The sequence below is a fragment of the Pseudomonas sp. BF-R-19 genome, from assembly GCF_019956445.1.
Lineage (GTDB): Bacteria > Pseudomonadota > Gammaproteobacteria > Pseudomonadales > Pseudomonadaceae > Aquipseudomonas > Aquipseudomonas fluorescens_BH.
Genome location: NZ_JAHBDN010000076.1, coordinates 1 through 20,847, shown reverse-complemented (window position 1 = coordinate 20,847; position 20,847 = coordinate 1). Strand labels below are relative to the sequence as shown.

General features: G+C 52.0%; 11 protein-coding genes and 2 pseudogenes. 8 read left to right on the top strand and 5 right to left on the bottom strand.

Going from position 1 to position 20,847, the window contains the following annotated elements; all coding sequences use genetic code 11:
* Nucleotides 1–106: 106 nt before the first annotated feature.
* Entirely contained in the window at nt 107–1,099 is a 993-nt protein-coding gene (locus KGB28_RS22285) for a GlxA family transcriptional regulator (protein ID WP_223447907.1), read from the top strand.
* 250 nt (nt 1,100–1,349) lie between these two features.
* Here the strand turns inward: KGB28_RS22285 and KGB28_RS22280 are convergent.
* The 5 genes and pseudogenes from KGB28_RS22280 to KGB28_RS22265 form a co-directional block, all read right to left on the bottom strand.
* Nucleotides 1,350–5,318: pseudogene (locus KGB28_RS22280) on the bottom strand (NAD-glutamate dehydrogenase); the annotation flags it as partial.
* Nucleotides 5,319–5,705: 387 nt separating this feature from the next.
* Nucleotides 5,706–6,179: pseudogene (locus tag KGB28_RS31845) on the bottom strand (hypothetical protein); the annotation flags it as partial.
* 133 nt (nt 6,180–6,312) lie between these two features.
* Nucleotides 6,313–7,599 (bottom strand): NAD(P)/FAD-dependent oxidoreductase, encoded by a 1,287-nt coding sequence (locus KGB28_RS22275; protein ID WP_223447905.1) that lies wholly within the window; start codon nt 7,597–7,599, stop codon nt 6,313–6,315.
* 13 nt (nt 7,600–7,612) lie between these two features.
* Nucleotides 7,613–7,999, bottom strand: a complete 387-nt coding sequence (locus tag KGB28_RS22270; RefSeq protein ID WP_223447904.1) for a hypothetical protein — start codon at nt 7,997–7,999, stop codon at nt 7,613–7,615.
* A gap of 170 nt (nt 8,000–8,169) precedes the next feature.
* A complete protein-coding gene (locus KGB28_RS22265) occupies nt 8,170–9,660 on the bottom strand; it encodes an aldehyde dehydrogenase family protein (protein WP_223447903.1) in 1,491 nt (496 codons plus the stop codon).
* Nucleotides 9,661–9,801: 141 nt separating this feature from the next.
* Here KGB28_RS22265 and KGB28_RS22260 point away from each other — a divergent pair, with 141 nt between their 5' ends.
* The 7 genes from KGB28_RS22260 (at nt 9,802) to KGB28_RS22230 (ending at nt 20,508) form a co-directional block, all read left to right on the top strand.
* Nucleotides 9,802–10,707, top strand: a complete 906-nt coding sequence (locus tag KGB28_RS22260; protein ID WP_223447902.1) for a LysR substrate-binding domain-containing protein — start codon at nt 9,802–9,804, stop codon at nt 10,705–10,707.
* A 228-nt stretch (nt 10,708–10,935) separates the two neighbouring features.
* A complete protein-coding gene (locus KGB28_RS22255; protein ID WP_223447901.1) occupies nt 10,936–12,186 on the top strand; it encodes an aspartate aminotransferase family protein in 1,251 nt (416 codons plus the stop codon).
* 2 nt (nt 12,187–12,188) lie between these two features.
* The gene (locus tag KGB28_RS22250) at nt 12,189–15,245 is read left to right on the top strand and encodes an FAD-binding and (Fe-S)-binding domain-containing protein (protein ID WP_223447900.1); all 3,057 of its coding nucleotides are present in this window, start codon (nt 12,189–12,191) and stop codon (nt 15,243–15,245) included.
* Nucleotides 15,246–15,270: 25 nt separating this feature from the next.
* The gene (locus KGB28_RS22245) at nt 15,271–16,503 is read left to right on the top strand and encodes a DUF3422 domain-containing protein (protein WP_223447899.1); all 1,233 of its coding nucleotides are present in this window, start codon (nt 15,271–15,273) and stop codon (nt 16,501–16,503) included.
* Nucleotides 16,504–16,677: 174 nt separating this feature from the next.
* The gene (locus KGB28_RS22240; RefSeq protein WP_223447898.1) at nt 16,678–18,078 is read left to right on the top strand and encodes a VOC family protein; all 1,401 of its coding nucleotides are present in this window, start codon (nt 16,678–16,680) and stop codon (nt 18,076–18,078) included.
* A gap of 121 nt (nt 18,079–18,199) precedes the next feature.
* Nucleotides 18,200–19,879 (top strand): thiamine pyrophosphate-binding protein, encoded by a 1,680-nt coding sequence (locus tag KGB28_RS22235; RefSeq protein ID WP_223447897.1) that lies wholly within the window; start codon nt 18,200–18,202, stop codon nt 19,877–19,879.
* Nucleotides 19,880–20,097: 218 nt separating this feature from the next.
* A complete protein-coding gene (locus KGB28_RS22230) occupies nt 20,098–20,508 on the top strand; it encodes an amino acid permease (RefSeq protein ID WP_223447896.1) in 411 nt (136 codons plus the stop codon).
* The last annotated feature ends 339 nt before the right edge of the window (nt 20,509–20,847 follow it).

The following is a 20,847-nucleotide window of genomic DNA, read 5'->3' as shown; positions in this document are numbered from 1 at the left end:
TAACCTACTATAGAAAAAATAGACCCGGCTTGTGTGTTGTAACCGACATAGAATCCGGCCAAGTTGCCATGAAATTGGGCCAAGCATTTAAGAAGAGAGCAATTTTATGAACAATATTGAGATTACAACCTGCAGAACGATCGATATTGTGATTTATCCAGACTTCAAATCATTTGAAGCCATTGGCCCAATGACTGTATTTACTTATGCGAATAAGCACTTAGAAGCTCAAGAAAAACCCCTGGGATATCGACTCAGAATTATCTCGACAAAAGTAGGCCCCATTACCTCTGACACGTTGATGAGTTTGCACGCCACCCACCCTTTGATCGAATCCGACCTCCCCCATTCGGTGATGATAGTCGGCGCCCATGAGATTGAGCGCATAGTGGAAGAACAACCCGAGATTGTGGAATGGACTAAGCGTGTCGCTCCAAATGTACCTCGCTTTGCGGGTCTATGCTCCGGTGCATTTTTCCTGGCGGCAGCAGGCCTGCTAAATGACAAACGGGCAACTACTCATTGGCGAATGGCGGAGGTTATGCAGCAGAAATATCCAAAGGTTCAGGTAGACATTGATTCCATCTTTACTCAGCAAGGCAATCTTTGGACATCTGCCGGTGTGAGCGCCTCAGTGGATCTAGCCTTAGCCTTTGTGGAAGCTGACTTTGGGCATGAGCTTGCCCTACAAGTCGCCAGGGATCTTGTGATTTTTCTTAAACGTCCGGGAGGCCAATCTCAATTCAGCGCCAACCTGACAAGCCAAATGACGCAGTCTTCAAGCATGCGAGCAGTGCAGGAGTGGGTATTGAGTAATATCGATCAAAGGATAAGCGTCCCGTTGATGGCCGAGCGGGCGTCAATGAGCCTCAGGCACTTCACTCGGACATTTCATAAGGAGGTAAACATGCGCCCATCCGAGTTCATTGAAAAAGCCCGAATCGATATGGCACGGCGGCTGCTGAGCGAAAGTGAGCTACCGATGAAAAGTATTGCTTATAAATGTGGATTTTCGAACACAGACCAGATGCGTATTGGTTTTCGCAAATATCTGTCCGTCACTCCGAAGGAATATCGGGAACGATTTATTAGTGTATAGCCTTTTGATTGGACACGAACTGCGTCCTCATCAGCGCACTCCTCAAAAAAAACCCATCGGTTGATGAACAAGCGATGGGGAAAACACGCCGACACAAAAAGTCGGTTTACCCATTTGCGGGGAATGGGGGGTCTAGCCAGTCAGCAGCGGAAAAAAACGATCTAGATACGATTGCATTTCACTTACTAACAATAATTCACATTCAAGCCTCTGAAAGCGAGCTATACACTCTTGCGAGTGCATGTTCGTACTAAGCAGCGGAAAGCTGTGTCAGATGCATGCTCGCGACCATGTGCATGCTCCAATCAATTCCATTCGAAGACTTCAACTCATCGATTAAAAGAATCCATTTATCTACAAGCACAGCATTCTGAGTCAACCACGCTTGCACCGATTCAGCGCCATCCAAGGACTCCGCCCCTGATTTCATGATCGAAACAACAATGGTGCCCCACAGTTTCTCGACGTTATCCCTTAATGACTCGCTGGCCAGTGACTGCCAATTGCTTTCAGTCAGTAAATTACTCAGCTCTAGAAGGTACCAGTTCAGCTCAAGAGCACTCCCTGCTGCAATGAATGCTTTAACCATTTCGGCGGGGCTATAGGTGATGCTACCTGAGGCCTCAATCGCCGGCAGTAGGTTGTACAAATGATCTGTACCGGCAACCATTCGAGCTAGAAGCTCAGGCACTCCGGCGTGAACGAACTCGTGATAACGATGCTCCCACTCATCACGTGCCTGACCTCCGAGCAGCTCATCCAACTTCAGTCCAAGTGCTGCGATATGCGGGCCAAAGTGACTTACGTCGCGGGCGGCATCTTGTTCGCTGCCACGGGCACGCAGGAACCAGCGCGTAGCGCGACGGCCCAGGCGCATCAGCTCCTCCATCAGCTCCAGTTGCACGTCGGCGGAGACCTGGTAGTCCAGGTTTTCAATCTGACGGAACCAGTGCGGGAGATGGAAAATGTCACGCACGATCACGTAAGCGCCGGCCACGTTCGCCGGGCTCATGCCGGTCGACTCTTTGAGTCGTTGCACGAAGGTGATGCCCATGTGGTTGACCAGATCGTTGGCAATCTGGGTGCTGACGATCTCGCGCTTCAGACGGTGACGGCGCATGGCTTCGGAGAACTTGCTCACCAGGCTTGGCGGGAAAGCGGTTTCCATGTCGCGGGTCAGGTAGTCGTCGTCCGGCACCAGGGAGCCCAGCAGCTGCTCCTTGAGGTCGATCTTGCTGTACGAGATCAGCACCGACAGTTCGGCACGAGTCAGGCCATGGCCTGCTGCAACGCGTTCGTTGATCACGTCTTCAGCCGGCAGGAACTCGATGGCGCGATCCAGCTTGCCGCGACCTTCCAGATCGTTCATCAGGTGCTTGTATTCAGCGATCCGTGGCAAGGCACGACGGGCCGCCAGGGACAAGGCCTGGGTCTGCTTGTAGTTGTTGCCCAGCACCAGGTTACCGATTTCGCCGGTCATGCTCGCCAGCAACTGGTTGCGTTGCTTGGCGGTCATGTCGCCGGCCTGAACCACTTCGTTGAGCAGGATCTTGATGTTCACTTCGTGGTCGGAGCAGTCCACGCCACCGGCGTTGTCGATGAAGTCGGTGTTGGAACCGCCGCCATTGAGACCGAACTCGACGCGACCCAGTTGGGTCATGCCGAGGTTACCGCCCTCGCCCACGACCTTGCAGCGCAGTTCGTTGCCGTTCACACGCAGTGCATCGTTGGCCTTGTCGCCGACATCGGCGTGGCTTTCAGTGCTGGCCTTGACGTAAGTACCGATACCGCCGTTCCACAGCAGATCCACCGGTGCCTTGAGCAAAGCATTGAGCAGTTCGTTCGGGGTCAGCTTGTCGGCCTGGATGTCGAAGCGTTCCTGCATCTGCGGGGAAATCGCGATGCTTTTCGCACTGCGCGAGAAGATACCGCCGCCTTCGGACATGATGCTGGTGTCGTAATCCGACCAGGCCGAACGTGGCAGGTCGAACAGGCGCTGACGCTCGGCGAAGCTGGTCGCCGGGTTCGGGTTCGGGTCGATGAAGATGTGCAGGTGGTTGAACGCTGCGACCAGTTGCAACTTGTCGGACATCAGCAAGCCGTTACCGAACACGTCGCCGGCCATGTCGCCGACGCCGACCACTGTGATGCTGTCTTCCTGGACATTGATGCCCCGCTCGCGGAAGTGGCGCTGAACGCCGACCCACGCGCCCTTGGCGGTGATGCCCATTTTCTTGTGGTCGTAACCGGCCGAACCACCGGACGCAAACGCGTCACCCAGCCAGAAGCCGTAGTCGATGGCGATGCAATTGGCGATATCGGAGAAGGTCGCGGTGCCCTTATCCGCGGCCACGACCAGGTAGGGATCATCGTGGTCATGACGCACGACGTTGGCCGGCGGCACCAGGGCGCCGTCCTTCAGGTTGTCGGTGATATCCAGCAAGCCGGAAATGAAGATGCGGTAGCAGGCGATGCCCTCGGCCGCGATCTCGTCACGGCTGCCGCCCAGCGGCAGGCGACGCGGCAGGAAGCCGCCCTTGGCACCCACCGGCACGATCACCGAGTTCTTCACTTGCTGGGCTTTTACCAGGCCCAGGACTTCTGTACGGAAGTCTTCTTCACGGTCAGACCAGCGCAGGCCGCCACGAGCCACGTTGCCGAAGCGCAGGTGCACGCCTTCGACGCGCGGCGAGTAGACGAAGATTTCGAACTTCGGTACCGGCTTGGGCAACTCGGGAATCAGGTGCGGGTTGTACTTGAAGCTGAAGTACGACTTGTTATGGCCGTTGGCGTCGGTCTGGTAGAAGTTGGTGCGCAGGGTCGCCTTGATCAGATCCAGGTAGCGACGCAGGATGCGGTCTTCGTTGAGCACCTGGACGTCGTCCAGAGCGGCCAGGATCGCGTGCTCCAGACGCTGCTCGAGGTTGTCGCTGCTTAACTTGCGCGCCAGGTAGAAACGGGTCTTGAACAATCGGGTCAACTCGCGAGCGATGTCGGTGTGGTTGGTCAGGGTGCTGGCAATGTAGCCCAGGTCAAAGCCCAGGCGGATCTGCTTCATGTAGCGGGCGTAGGCGCGCAGCAGCGCCACGTCGCGCCACGGCAGGCCGGCGGTCAGTACCAAGCGGTTGAACGCATCGTTCTCGGCATCACCGCGCACGATATGGACGAACGCGTCCTGCAGCGTGTCGTTGAGTTGCTGGATGTCGAGATCCAGGCCTTCGGCGGCGGTGAACGCGAAGTCGTGAATCCAGAACTCGCGGCCACTGTTGTGGCGCAGGTGATACGGGAATTCACCCAGCACGCGCAGGCCGAGGTTTTCCAGGATAGGCAGAACGTCAGACAGCGCCAACGGGGTATCGGTGTGGTACAGCTTGCAATGCAGCTCGCGCTGACCGGAGAACTGGCCCAGCGGCTGATAGAAGCTCATCACCAGCGGTTTTTTGTCGCTCAGGCACAGCAGGTGCTGCATGTCGACCACGGCCGAATGCGCGGCGAAACGCTCGCGGTAACCGGCCGGGAAGCCTTTCGGGAAGTCGGCCAGCACGTTAGTACCCTGGGCTTCGCCGAAGCTTTCCACAGTCAGGGCGGCGTAATCGTCCTGCCAGCTGCGGCATGCCTGGATCACTTGCTGCTCTAGAAGTTTGTAGTCAACCGCTTCCGATGAGTGATCGGTAAGAGGGAGAATGAACTGGACGCGAGCCAGTACAGACTCAGAGAAAACCGTCCAAAACTCACAGGCCTCCGCACCTACAGCCGCCATTAGCACCTGCTGGATTTTCAGACGAATTTCAGTGGAATAAATCTCACGAGGCACATAAGTAAGGCAGTAGAAAAATCGGTCATATGGGTCAGTTCGGAAAAACGCACGAATCTTGAACCGCTCTTGGATCTGCGCGATGGAAATAACGGTAGTGAAGAGTTCGTCCACCGAGCTTTGGTACAAATCATCTCTTGGCAAGGTCTCGAGGATCCTTGCGAGCTCCTGCCCCAAATGGCTTTCAGCACCATATCCTGAGCGCGCTTCTACCTGAGCTACCTTGACACGAATACAAGGAATATCACGTACGCTTTGACCGTGAGAATAGAACAGACCAATGAATCGATGCTCTTTAACAACATTCCCAAAAGAATCAATCTCTCTCAGAGAAACATAATCAGCATAGGTGGAGCGTTTCACGCGACTGAGATAAGAAGACTTTGCGAAGGAGAGCAAAAAAGAAGCGGTTAGGAAATTTTGTACCTCTGGCCTAACCTTCAAATATTCACTATCCAAGCCAGAATGTAATCTACGACTGATACCCAAAAATGACGACTCATCGTACTCAATGTGTCCCGAAGAGGATCCATTGACTACCTTGAACTCTTCATATCCTAGAAAGGTAAAGTGGCCTTTTAGCATCCAATCGAAAAACGCCCTCGCTTCGTCCAGCTCTAAGGATTGAGCGCTAGAATCGAACATTCCCAGAGTGGCACGGAGTTCGTTGATTTTTACCTTCATAGGTAAAAGATCCGCATCCACAAGCCTGACCTCTTCCAGCACCTCTATCAGCGCGGCTTCTATCAATCGAAGCTCGCTTGAACTTGAACAGCGATCAATCTCGAAAAAAGCCACTGCCGTCTTGGATGAGTCAGAAATTTGGGACGCGTTGGTAGACTGCCCTACCGCCTCTCCCTTCTGATCGAACTCAAGTTCAAACACAGCGGTTTGAAGGGTGTGAATGTTGTACCCACGATTATTCAGTTCCATTCGAATAGAATTGATTAGAAAAGGAACTTGAGGACAAACCATCTCAACAACTGTGTGCGACGACTGCCAACCATGACTCTCGAAATCCGGATTATATACTCGGACTATTGAGCTCTTGGCGTCATGTTGCATGAGCATTCGCCATGAAGAAATGGTTGCACCAACCAAATCAGAAATGCGCCGATCCTTAAACTCATCCAAGGCCGCAAAGCTATAAAACTGATCAGCAAATTTTAGAACCTGGCTTATCTCGTCATCACTGACATACTGCCCCAGTGCCTGGTGCAATTGACGTTTGAAATTACTTTCACTGATAACAGAGACACTATTCATAGCCAGGCCCTACACGACTGAGTGATGAAAATTCGACTTAATTAGAAGAATAGGCGTACAGCGCAATAGCCGCGACCTATCAGCCGAACTCAAGATCGAGTTCGGCTGCCCCCTCCAGTCAAAAAGTCTATTTTTACAGAATAACTCTCAAACATTGGCCCGCATGGTATAGAGAGAATCCACTCTCATAGAATGCACTTCGCAATCCAGCACTATAAATTGGCTTCATTGTCGAGAAAGGTATCGGCAAATCTTCAGGCAGGTCGTCGATCAAGTAGTCAGCCAAGGCCTTACCAACAACAGTACCGGTAGTATTTCCACGCCCGTTATAACCAGTAACGGCGACAACTCCAGGAGCAGGCTCAAACAATCGCATCAAGTGATCTGGAGTGAAGTCGATACAGCCCGTCCAGTGCATTTCCCACTCGACCTTAACCAACTTAGGAAAGTAGTGACTTTGAATTCTATCGGCCCAACTTTTGATGAACCAGGTCGGCTTGTTATCTGTTCGTCCAAGACTGCCAAGCAACAGACGCCCATCAGCATCCCGGCGGATACTACTCAACACCGTACGCGTGTCCCAGGAACCTTGGCCATGCTTCAGAACGTTATCAGCCTCTATACCCACCAGAGGTTTCGAGGCCACTTGATAGTAATAGCCACGAAAATAGTTCTTCTGCAGCTCAGACCAATCACCCTCAGTATACGCACCGGTCGAAATGACGACTTTATCTGAAACAACCACTCCATCCGCAGTCTTAACCAACCAGGAACTACCCTGCTTCTCCAACCGGGTAACGGCTGAGTTCTGGAACAATCGACCGCCCAGTCGCTGCACAGCTTCGGCCAATCCCGTGGTATAGCCCATTGGATTAATTGTTCCCGCCCGACGATCCAGCAATGCCGCTGAAATCTTATCCGTACCGCAATACTCCTGGCATTGGGATCCTGTCAGCAGTTCAACATTCGCCCCTCGACGTTTCCACTGATCATGGCGGGCTTGCAAGTCAGCAACACCTGAAGCGTTGTGCGCCATGTGAAGGGTACCGTCGTTACGAGCCTGACAATCGATCCCCAGTCTATTGATCGTGGCAAAAACCTGAGCTGGTGCTTCTCCAAGAACCTTGTTGAGGCGAGCACCAACCTTAGTCCCTAACGTAGCCTCAACATCATCCGGTCGAATCCAGGTACCGGCATTGACCAAACCTACATTGCGTCCAGAGCCACCATGACCAACTTGATGAGCCTCAAGTACAGCAACACTCTTGCCTTTCTCGAGTAAATTCAGAGCAGCAGAGAGTCCTGTAATACCACCACCAATGACGCAGACGTCCACCTTGACAGTGCTTGCCAGAACAGTTGGCGATGCAAGCTTGGGATTTACATGCTCCCAGAGACACTCTCGACGTAACTCAACCATACAATTAACCTCTCTACCGCAGACTCGCAGTGGAACACATATGTTTTAGAACCAAAGGTTCAGGAAGGATGAACTCACACGACTCGCCCAGAACCTGAGACCTGGCTTTGAAAGCGTCGTCCGCAGTGGGGTTCGAAGACTCGGAGAGAGAAGACATTGCCGCCCGGATAAGCGTGCGAATGATGTTTGCGTACATGATGGCCGCAAACAGTATGCTCATGGTGAGCGCAACCTGCAGTACAAAATTTTTAAAAAGAAAAAACTTCACCAATAAAAAAATAGTGGCTGCCAAAAGGAGAGCGACTGCCATCCAGAAAAAAATATTTGTTTTCGTCACTTTTTCAGTGTCCAACGTCAAGTCTCTTGCAAATAGGTTGTCAGATTCAAATGTCACGAACATGACGCTCGCCTTCTATTATTTTCTACAGCTAGTTAGCCGATTACTCTATTTATGCTGGAGCATTATTAGTTTCGACCCGAATTGCTCATTTACATCCTCTAGCGACTGATTTGCTCCCGAAGATTAAAGCTCCCCGCACCGATCAAAACCGGCGCGGGGAGTTAGAGTGATCAATCGAAGACGATACCTTGAGCCAGAGGCAGCTCGCGAGAATAGTTAATCGTATTGGTTTGACGACGCATGTAAGCTTTCCAGGAATCCGAACCGGACTCACGTCCGCCTCCGGTTTCTTTCTCACCACCGAATGCACCGCCGATTTCGGCGCCACTGGTGCCGATGTTGACGTTGGCGATGCCGCAGTCACTACCGGATGCACTTTGGAATCGCTCGGCTTCGCGTACGTCCAGGGTGAAAATGCAGGACGACAGGCCTTGAGGGACTTCGTTATTCAGACGAAGCGCTTCCTCGAACTCGTCGTACGCCAACACGTACAGAATCGGCGCGAAAGTTTCGTGACGAACGACGTCGGACTGGCCAGGTATCTCAACAATGGCCGGCGCAACGTAGTAAGCGTTCGGGTACTGATCCTGCAACTTGCGTTCACCACCGAATACCTGACCACCTTCGTCACGCGCTTGGCTCAGCGCACCTTGCATCGAATCGAAAGCGTGCCTATCAATCAGCGGCCCGATCAAGTTGTCCTTACGTGGATCGCCGATACGCACCTTGGCGTATGCAGCTTTCACTCGAGCAACAACCTCATCCTTGATCGAACGGTGCACGATCAAACGACGCAGGGTAGTGCAGCGCTGACCAGCAGTACCGACAGCACTGAACAGGATGCCACGCACGGCCAAATCAAGGTCGGCACTCGGCGCCAGGATCATCGCGTTGTTGCCGCCGAGCTCAAGAATGCTACGACCGAAACGAGCAGCCACTCGTGGGCCGACTTGACGACCCATACGGGTGCTACCCGTCGCACTGATCAGTGGAATGCGCGGATCATCGACGAGAACCTCACCGGCCTCACGATCACCGATGATCAGTTGGCTAAGCCCTTCTGGAACCTGTCCAAAGATCTTCAGTGCTTGCTCGAACAGTGCCTGGCACGCCAGAGCAGTCAGAGGAGTTTTTTCGGACGGTTTCCACAGTACAGAGTTGCCGCAAACCAGCGCCAAAGTAGTGTTCCAAGCCCATACAGCGGCAGGGAAGTTGAACGCACTGATCACGCCGACAATGCCGAGAGGCTGCCATGTTTCACGCATGTGGTGACCCGGACGCTCAGACGCGATAGTCAAACCGTACAACTGGCGAGAGAGACCGACTGCGAAGTCACAGATATCAATCATCTCCTGAACTTCGCCCAGACCTTCTTGGAGGATTTTACCGGTTTCTACCGAGACCAATTCGCCAAGTTGATCTTTGTTTTTGCGCAAAACTTCGCCGAACACACGAACGAGTTCACCACGGCGTGGCGCCGGAACATCACGCCAAGCTAGAAAGGCTTGATGGGCAAGATCGATCTTCTTAGCGACGCTAGCTTTGCCTTCTAAAATGACGGAAGCGATTTGACTACCATCGATTGGTGTATGAATGGGATAACCGCCATTCGTGAATGTAGCCTCAGAAACGCCAAGGCCTTTAAGCAGTCCATCAACCATTTTTTTCTCCTGCATCTGATGGTGGTCGAAATTATTGATCTGGTTCAGTATTAATCCGATCCCCCCGTTCAACAAACGACGTTTACTCAGTACATCATTCCCTGAGCTAATGAACTCGACCTCCACCAGATAGAGAGAGACATGTCCAAACGCCTTACTCCCTCCATGGCTGCCCTACAGTGCTTCGAAGCTGCTGCTCGTCATCTGAGCTTCACTCGTGCTGCCGAAGAACTCCACCTGACCCAAAGCGCAGTCAGCAAACAGGTTGCTCAGCTGGAGGAAATGCTGCGACACCATCTCTTTCACAGGGTGCGCCGACGCCTACAGCTAACACCTGCGGGCGAGCTCTACCTTGCAGAGGTCGATAAAATATTGACCCAGGTTGATATGTCGAGTCGGTACATTCTTTCGTATGGAGGCGAGACGGAAGTCCTGCGGGTGGCAACCCAACCAACCTTCGGCGCACGCTGGTTAGTGCCTAACCTCAAAGGTTTCAGTAAGCGCTTTCCTAATATCCATCTAGAAATTCGCAGCGAACTGGAGCCTTTCGACCTGCTAAAGGCCAAGGCGGATGTGGCCTTTTTTTTCGGACAGGGCTCGTGGCCTGGAGCCGTTTGCACCAAGCTTTTCGGAGAGGATGTTGTCCCCGTGTGCTCCCCTGAAACTCTTGAAAATAGACCCATCAGGAGTGCAGCTGACCTAACTGACCTGATCTTGCTGCAATGCACCTCTCGACCCGAGGCTTGGCATGAATGGTTTCTTGAGCAGGATCTGCATACAGAAAACAGCTATCACGGGCCACGCTTTGACACTTTTTACATGTGTATACGCGCAGCCCAGGCAGGCTGCGGAGTGGCCTTGGTACCAAAATTTCTTGTCACTGACGAGATTGCCGATAAGAAATTGGTCATTGCTTGGGACTACTCCGTCCATAGCTCCGGCTCGCATTTCATGGCCTATTCAGAACACGCCGCTGACATCCCAAAGGTACGCAATTTTGCGGAATGGGTGCTGGAGCAAGCCAAATTTGAAAATTACCCAGTCTGACACTTCAAGAGCTTACGGAATGATCCTGTAATTTCTTTTCGCTTGCCGTGACCAAGCATTCCTCGCTTACATAGAAAAAACCTATGCAGCCAGGAACACCAAAATGCGAATGCTTGCCACAGAAAATTGCCTACGGACGACACCTCTCAGTCTGAAGTTTTCCGTTTCTCCGTACGAGAAAAAGCGGAGCGAAAACTTGTCGGCTGAAGCAATGGAGAGCGTGCTGTCATGACGCATTCCTCCATCAGCGAGTCCATCGCAATCGTCCATCCGATCACGTTGAGCCACGGCATCAACGCACAAGTATGGGATACAGACGGCAAGCGCTATATCGATTTCGTAGGTGGTATTGGCGTGCTGAATCTAGGCCACTGCAATCCACGGATTGTCGAGGCAATGTGCACCCAAGCCTCTAGGCTGACGCATTACGCATTCAACGCAGTGCCTCACGAACCCTATAAGAAACTGATGGCTCGACTGGCCGAGTTCATCCCTGTGTCCTATCGGGTCAGTGGCATGTTGACCAACAGTGGTGCCGAGGCAGCAGAGAATGCGCTGAAAATTGCACGCGCTGCTACCGGTCGCACTGCGGTTATTGCATTCGATGGAGGTTTTCATGGACGTACTTTGTCCACCCTGAATTTGAACGGCAAAGTGGCACCGTACAAGCAGCGTGTCGGCACGTTGCCAGGCCCGGTTTATCACCTTCCCTACCCGAGTGAAGACACTGGCGTCACGGCGCAGGAAGCGCTCAACGCAATGGATCGGCTCTTCAGCGTCGAAATCGATGTCGATGAAGTCGCCTGCGTCATTCTGGAACCCGTCCAGGGCGAAGGTGGATTCCTTGCCCTCGACCCTCAATTTGCACAAGCGTTACGCACGTTCTGCGAGGAAAAGGGCATTTTGCTGATTGCCGATGAAATCCAGTCCGGATTTGGTCGCACCGGACAGCGCTTTGCCTTTACACGACTGGGTATCGAACCTGATTTGATCCTGCTAGGCAAAAGCATTGCTGGTGGCCTTCCACTGGGAGCGGTGGTCGGAAAAAAATATCTGCTTGACACCTTGCCCAAAGGTGGCCTGGGCGGGACTTACTCAGGCAACCCAATTGCATGTGCAGCGGCGCTCGCCACACTGGACGAGATGACAGACGCAAACCTTTCTTCCTGGGGCGAAAATCAGGAAAAGCCAATCGTCGGCCGGTATCTCGCATGGAAGCAAAAGAAGATCTCTCCTTATCTCGGAAGATTGACCGGTGTCGGGGCAATGAGAGGTATCGAGCTGATAACTCCTGAAGGAAAACCAGCTACGTCGGTACTAGCACAGCTATTAGAGAGCGCCAGACAGAACGGTCTGCTTCTAATGCCCAGCGGAAAATCTCGCCACATCATCCGACTGCTCCCACCGCTAACTACCGAACCAGAAATCTTGAACGAAGGTCTCGATATTTTCGAGAGCTGCCTGGCTGGAATTCGCTAAACATGATCGCCCAGATTGCTGCACCGGTAGAGCTCACAAGGATCTATCGTACTTTCCTCGACTCGCTCCATGCGCAAGGTTTTAAGGGAGAAATAACTCCTGACTACGCCAACCGTACGGTGCTCGCGACCGACAACTCGATATACCAGCGCTTGCCACAAGCAGCGCTGTTCCCCCGCGATGTCCATGACATCCATCTATTGACTCGACTTGTTGCGCAGAAGGAATTTCGGCAAATCGTTATTACCCCGCGAGGCGGTGGTACTGGCACAAATGGGCAATCCTTAACACACGGGTTAATCGTCGACCTTTCGAAGCATCTCAATCAAATCCTGGAACTCAACGTCGAAGAGCGTTGGGTTCGTGTACAGGCTGGAGTTGTCAAAGACCAGCTCAACGCGGCCTTGAAACCTCATGGTTTGTTCTTTGCACCAGAGCTTTCAACATCGAATCGGGCCACTATCGGCGGCATGATCAACACTGATGCCAGCGGGCAAGGTAGCTGCACGTATGGCAAAACCAGAGATCATGTCCTAGAGCTCAAGACGATGCTTTGGGGTGGCGACGCGCTGGACAGCAAGCCCCTCTATGGCGCTGAGCTCCAACATTTCAGTGCAGCTCCAGGCATCGTTGGCCGAGTACACCGGTGCGTCACAGATATTCATAAGGAACATCGGGAGCTTATCGATAAAACGTTTCCCAAGCTCAATCGTTGCTTGACTGGGTACGACCTGGCACACATCCGCGACGAGCGTGGACGGGTCAATCTGAACAACATTTTATGTGGTTCTGAGGGGTCGCTCGGCTTTGTCGTAGAAGCCAAACTCAACGTTTTACCTATTCCCAAACACTCAACGCTCATCAATGTGTCGTACGCGAGCTTCATGGAAGCTTTGCGAGACGCACGTGCTCTGATGGCCCTCAAGCCACTATCAATTGAGACGGTGGACTCCAAAGTATTAGGCCTTGCAATGCAGGACATTGTTTGGCACGACGTGGCTGAATACTTTCCTCCCAATCAAAACCGCCCGACCTTGGGCATCAACCTCATCGAATTCAGCGGCGATGACGCTTCCGCCTTGGAAGCCACCGTTAACGACTTCCTGGCACACCTCTCCTCCGACAAAAGCGTCGAGCGTATCGGCCATACATTAGCTAAAGGTGCACAAGCCATTTCTCGCGTTTACTCGATGCGAAAGCGCGCTGTTGGTCTGCTAGGTAATGTGAAAGGCGAAATTCGTCCTCAAGCATTTGTAGAGGACACGGCAGTACCGCCAGAAAATCTAGCGGACTTCATTACTGAATTCCGAGCACTGCTAGATTCGCACAATCTGCAATACGGAATGTTCGGCCATGTCGATGCTGGCGTACTCCATGTCCGACCAGCACTCGATATGAAAGACCCAATTCAAGCCTCTCTCGTGCGAACGGTTTCTGATGGCGTTGCGGAACTGACTCACAAGTACGGCGGTTTGTTGTGGGGCGAGCACGGAAAAGGCGTTCGCTCGGAATACGCTCCCAAATTCTTTGGCAAGCTTTACCCAGTTCTGCAGCAGTTGAAAGCTGCCTTCGACCCTTATAATCAGCTCAATCCTGGGAAAATAGCGACACCACTCAATAGCAATGAGCAACTCCTAAAGATTGATGAAGTGCCTATGCGAGGCGAGTACGACCGTCAGATCGATGAGCGAGTCTGGCAAAGCTACGAGAGCGCCGTGCACTGCAACGGAAACGGTGCCTGCTACAACTTTGACCCTAATGATGCGATGTGCCCTTCTTGGAAAGCCACGAGGGAACGCGTTCACTCACCGAAAGGGCGTGCATCGCTGATTCGTGAATGGCTGAGAATACAAGGTAATGCTGGCATCGACGTCCTCAAAGTGGCGCAGCGTGCGAAAGACGAAAACGCCGCGATCAGTCTGCTGAGAAAGGTGAAGACGAGCTTCATGTCGCGAAGCATCAAAGAAGATTTTTCCCATCAGGTTTTCGACGCGATGTCGGGATGTTTGGCCTGTAAGTCTTGTGCCGGTCAATGCCCTATTAAGGTGAACGTACCTGAGTTTAGGTCTCGCTTTTTAGAGCTTTACCACACGCGCTACTTCCGCCCTCTCAAAGACTACTTGATTGGATCCCTGGAATTCACGATACCGTATTTTGCAAGAGCGCCCTGGCTCTATAACTCCCTCATGAGTACGAAGCCAGTCAGCCTTTTCCTGAAAAAATACGGAGGGATGGTAGACAGCCCGTTGCTCAGCAACATCAATTTTGCTGATGTGCTCAAAAAAGCGAAAGTCAAAGTAGCTACGCCGGAAACGCTGGAGTCACTGACCGAAAGCGAGCGCAAACGAAGCGTCATTTTGGTACAGGACGCCTTTACCCGGTATTTCGAGACCCAAGTGGTATCAGATTGGATCGAACTGATTTCCAAAATCGGCTACCACATCTACCTGGCTCCATTTTCTCCAAACGGAAAGCCGCTCCAAGTATTAGGCTTTTTGGGAGCGTTCGAAAACACAGCTCGAAAAAGTTCAGCCAAGCTGTACGAGTTGAGTAAATTCAACATTCCATTGGTAGGCTTGGATCCGGCGATGACACTCGTATATCGCCAGGAGTATTCGAAGCTGTCGGCTGATACCCCATGCCCTATGGTCTTCCTGCCACAGGAATGGTTGGCCAAAATTTTCGAGGTCGGATCGCCGGTGATAAACAACCGCGCCATATCCCAGACACCCTACTTGCTATTGGCCCATTGCACCGAAAAAACGAATACACCTGCAAGCACTGCCCTTTGGCAAACCGTATTCGAGAAGTTCGGTATGAAGCTGATAGTCATTGCTACAGGTTGCTGCGGGATGTCTGGCACCTACGGTCACGAGTCGAGAAATTACGAAACATCGAAGGAAATATACGGGCTGTCTTGGCAAAGCGCCGTAGAAAAATACAAAGCCGGCGGAAAGCTCCTAGCCAATGGTTACTCTTGCCGCAGCCAAGTGAAGCGATTTGGGGATGAAAAAATAAACCATCCTATCCAAGCGCTCCTAGCCCAGATTAAATCCTAAAACAGCTTGATGAGGGTTCTCCTAAATGCACCCCCTGCGAAAGTGCCTTCACGATGAACTTCATGCGCGACCATCGATTTACTTTGATGGCCCCGCAATAATTTATCACCTGGCAATACTAGATGACGGCAACTCCGCTAACAATATGATCAAAACGCTTTCATCTCATTGCGAGCCGAGCGCGTCGAACATTTCTACACGGCATCAACTAATGAAAATTAACGGCTTGCCATTCAAATGGGAGTGGCATACCGAATTCCTGACAATGACTTTAGTCGTGTCACGGATAGATGCATTTAGTGGATGGACGTCCGTCCCTAACTTTTTAGAAGAAATAATCGCTCAAAATAGATCATTGGTAATCAATGCGACCCAAATACTGGTCGAGGATGCAGCCACTTGGTTAGGCACGCCTCAATCATATGGATTTAAGGATCCTGCATGCTCAAACATCAACAATAGTGACGCATCGATCTGGAGTGACTTCCGTCTCGACTCGAACGGTTTCAATCACATTCTTCTTGTAAACAACAACCTGAACGCGTTTCGATTGGGGCGCAGTATCCGGCGTCTTCTTGAAATCGAAACCTACCGAATGCTTGCTTCGCTCACACTGCCCCTAGCGCAAGAATTAAGCGTAGAACTACAGACTTTCGAACGAAAGCTGGCCACCCTTGCTCAAAAAAACTCATCGATTTGCAACGGTTCCGCACGGCTTCTCTTGGACGAAATTACGCTTCTATCCGCAGAGCTTGCCAACCGTACAGCAAAGACTCGGCAACGCTTCAGCGCCACGGAAGCTTACTCACTCATTGTCTTTGAGCGCATTTCCGAACTGCGTGAAAACAGCATAAAGGGCTACCAGCAAGTAGGTAAGTTTATCGAACGCCGCTTTCGACCAGGCGTTCGCTATTGCGAAGCAACTGAAAAACGTTTGGAACGTATTGCCACCAGTGTCGCCAACCTCGGAGATCTGCTGCAGGCCAGAGTGCAGGTAGAGGTGGAAGAGCAAAACACCAAGATTCTTGCCGCACTTGATTTGAGGGCAATGACGCAGATGCGAATTCAGAAGGCGGTTGAAGGCTTCTCCATTATCGCTATCAGCTACTACCTGATAAGCGTATTGAAAATTATTTGCGAGACCTTATCGTCATTAGGTGTATCCATCGCCCCCAGGATAGTCGTTTCTCTGTTGATCCCATTAGTAATTGGAATGATTGTGCTTATAGCCAAGAGGCTGAAACGCGCAGCAGCCTAGAGACGTATACGCCTTGAAACGTGGCCTGCCACTTCAATAGCTGAGGGAATGAAATTCTGAGCAAACATCGTTTGTGCCCATACACGATTGTACTCAGAATTCATGGCACAGAACTCATTTTTTTGAGATCAAACGCCCACGTTAAACGTAGATAGCTTGTAAGGAGTTCCTTTGATGAGCACCCTAAGTTTCGTCGATCCGGACGAAATTCGTACTCAGTTTTCCCGTGCCATGTCCGAGATGTACAAGGAGGAGGTACCGCTCTACGGAACGCTCATGGAGCTTGTCGCAGAAACCAACAAGAAAGTGCTGGAGTCGAACAAGGCCATCTCAGACTATCTGAAGCGGACAGGAGAAATTGAGCGTTTAGAAATGGAGCGTCATGGGGCTATTCGCGTAGGTACTCCTGAAGAGCTCGCAACTATCGCACGACTTTTCGCAGTAATGGGCATGCAGCCCGTCGGCTACTACGACCTCACGCCTGCGGGCGTACCAGTACACTCCACAGCATTTCGTGCGGTGCATGAAGACTCACTGCAATCCAGCCCGTTCCGAGTATTCACGTCGTTACTCCGTCTGGATTTGATTGAGAACGAAGAGCTGCGAAGACTGGTTGAGATAATCCTGGATGAGCGTCAAATTTTCACACCGAACGCTTTGGCCCTGATCGAGAAATTCGAATCCAACGGAGGTCTTGACGCTAAGGATGCCAGGGACTTCATTGACGAGGCGCTGGAAACTTTCCGCTGGCATCACGATGCCACGGTTTCGGCAAAAGAATATCAGCGTCTACATGATCAACACCGGCTCATCGCTGACATTGTTGCTTTCAAAGGCCCGCACATCAATCACCTCACTCCTCGGACTCTGGACATAGATATGATCCAAGATGGAATGCCACAAAAAGGCATTACACCGAAGGCAGTAATTGAAGGGCCGCCACGCCGCGCATGCCCAATCCTGCTCCGCCAAACCAGCTTTAAGGCTCTCCAGGAAACCATCGTCTTCACTGACCAAAACAACAGTGCAACAGGTAACCACACAGCTCGTTTTGGGGAAATCGAACAACGTGGTGCAGCACTCACGCCAAAAGGCCGCAAGCTATACGACACCTTACTGAACGCCGCGCGAGCAGAATTGGGTGAGTTCCCATCCGAATCCAATGCTGAGAAATACACCCAGCTTTTGGAAAAACACTTCAAAGAATTTCCAGACACGTACGCTGAGCTGCACGATAAAGGGCTAGCCTACTTCCGATATTTTCCAACGCAACAAGGAATCGCATCGAGAAGCAACAGCTACCGACCAAGCTCGCGCCAAGACCTTATCGCACAGGGTCGCATTCAGTATGAACCCATCGTCTATGAAGACTTCTTGCCAGTAAGTGCTGCGGGAATCTTTCAGTCGAATCTCGGCGATGACTCACAAGCCCATTATTCAGGAAACTCTAATCAAGACGACTTCGAAAAGGCACTGGGTCAGAAGGTCACCAACGAGCTAAAACTCTACGCTGACACCCAACGCCGCTCTTTGCTGGAATGCTCAACCATTCTGGCAGTTCCTCCTCTCGTCTAGATTCGACTCAGCAACGGCAATCCTTAGATTGCCGTTGCTCTTCCAATCGAACGAATCAGCACCTGCCAGAAAGTGAACTGCTCACCTTTTCACACCGCACCATTCGGCTCAGGAGATAACAATGAATAAAACCATTTCTCGTCGTAGCGGAGGTCAAATCTTGGTGGATGCCCTGCGCATCCATGGAGTCAAGAAAGCTTTCTGTGTTCCAGGAGAAAGCTACCTCGCGGTTCTCGATGCCTTGCATGACGTGCAGAACGAAATCGACCTGATCGTATGCCGTCAAGAAGGTGGGGCGGCTTATATGGCAGAGGCCTATGGCAAACTCACTGGTGAACCAGGCATATGCTTTGTCACCAGAGGCCCAGGGGCTACAAATGCCTCTGTTGGCGTCCACACAGCATTCCAAGACTCTTCGCCTATGATTTTGTTCATTGGCCAGGTAGCTCGCGATCAACAGTACCGTGAAGCGTTTCAGGAGATTGATTTTCGCCAGATGTATGGCCCCTTGGCAAAGTGGGTCGTCCAAATAGACGATACAAGTCGAATTCCAGAGCTGATCAGCCAAGCGTTCCACCGAGCGGTAAATGGCAGGCCTGGGCCCGTCGTGGTCGCTCTACCAGAGGACATGTTGATTGAAATGGCGGAGGTCACTGATGCCGGGCCTTTCAAACGTGTCTTGATGACACCGGCAGCCGAGCAATTGGCCTCAATGCAACAACTGCTTGAGCAATCAGAGCGACCATTGATGGTGCTGGGTGGCAGCGGCTGGAATGCAGAATCAGTTCACGACATTCGGCTTTTCGCTGAACAGCAAGACATCCCGGTTGCAGCTTCCTTTCGCTGCCAAGACCTATTCGACAATCGACACCCCAACTATGTGGGAGATCTTGGATTCGCTGCCTCAGCTCAGCTGTCGTCAGCGGTTAGAGACGCAGACCTTTTACTCGTAGTCGGATCTCGAATGGGCGAGGTTTCGACGGGTGGATATGCTGCTTTGGAGATCCCGGTACCCAAGCAAACCTTGATTCATATTCACCAAGGTATTGAGGAACTTGGACGGGTTTACCAGCCTACCTTGGTGATAAACAGCAGCATGTCGACCTTTGCTAAATTAGCAGCAAAACTCCCCGCAGCTAACCTTCAAAAAAAGAGCGAATGGACACGTACGCTGAACAGCTACTATCGGCAAAATCTGGAGCGGACGCCCTCCCCTGGCACAGTCCAAATGGCCGAAATCATTGATTGGTTGAATCATAGACTTCCGGACGACGCGATCCTAACGAATGGTGCTGGAAACTATGCCGTCTGGCTTCAACGCTTCTATCAGTTCCGCCAATACCGTACCCAGCTAGGCCCTACAAACGGCTCAATGGGATATGGTGTCCCTGCTGCGGTGGCGGCCAAACTGACGTGCCCAGATAGAGTGGTTGTTTCGTTCTCTGGTGATGGTTGTTTCTTGATGAATGGTCAAGAAATAGCGACTGCTGCGCAGTACGGCGCCAATGTGATTTTCGTTGTTATCAACAATGGGATGTACGGAACAATCAGAATGCACCAGGAGCGCAACTACCCAGGACGGATCTCGGGAACTGACTTGCATAACCCGGATTTCGCGGCCCTAGCCCAGGCCTATGGGCTCCATGGCGAAGTAGTCAGCAATACTTGCGAGTTCGCGCCTGCGTTCGAACGCTGCCTGGGAAGCTATGGCCCCTCCCTGATTGAAGTCCGGATCGACCCTGAAGCCCTGACACCACGACTGAGCTTGACTCAGATCAGAGAGCAATCAAGTAAAACGTAAAACGGCAACCAAATTCCTCTCTTATGGGACGCTTAATCAAGACTAAAAAAGAACTTTAAAAATCAGTCACCGTTATGTTTTCCGCTGACATTGAGGCAAGCGTCTCTTGTTGTAAATTTGCCAATAATCAGCGGCGAATGTGACGTTATGTAGCAGTCAATGAAGCCTGCGACTGCCCTAGGGCTCTCAGAAAAAGGCCCTTCAACGTCGGTCTGGTCATGGCGGACAGCATCGGCGGCGGCAAGGTAGTGGCCAATATCGTGCTGATCATGCTGTTCCTCGCCACTTTACTGGCGATCATGACCTTGATGTCCGGTGCGTCGCGCACCCTGTATCAGGCGTCGGTGGATGGCTGGCTGCCGAAGTACCTGGGCTGCACCAACGAACACGGCGCGCCCACCGCTGCCATGTGGACCGACCGGTCGTTCAAACTGCTGCTGGCGCTGTTGATCCTGCCTGTGTTCTGCTACCGCCACTATGTGCAGGACAAGGGGCGCTTCCCGCAAGCGATGCTCAGCGACCTTTACATTCAGGCCGATGCCGGTCAGAAACGCGCCGGCTGGTTGCCCTATGTCACGCTGATCTCGGTTGTACTGGTGGTGTGCGGCTGCCATCAACTGGTGGCCTGAGCGCCCTTGCCTGCAGGTCTCTGATGGATCATCAGGGTGCAACGACGCCTCGATGATCACTTCGCCCCCCCCCTATCAATCGAGACAACGGTGCAAGGCCCGCCGCGAGAAACTCACCTGTGACTAGAGCTCGGGCTGAGCTTCCAACACCCAAAATTTTCGAGAGAAACTAATTACCAGCAATTACATCGCTCTATCAAAGGCGAACAGTTGTAACCGTCCGGGCAACACACCTTCCTGACACCGTCGCTTGAGGCGATGGTGTCCACCTAAATTTAAGTGGACACCATTTTTAGCCTTTTTAAGCGGACGCCTATGCCACAAGAACGCCGTTCCTAT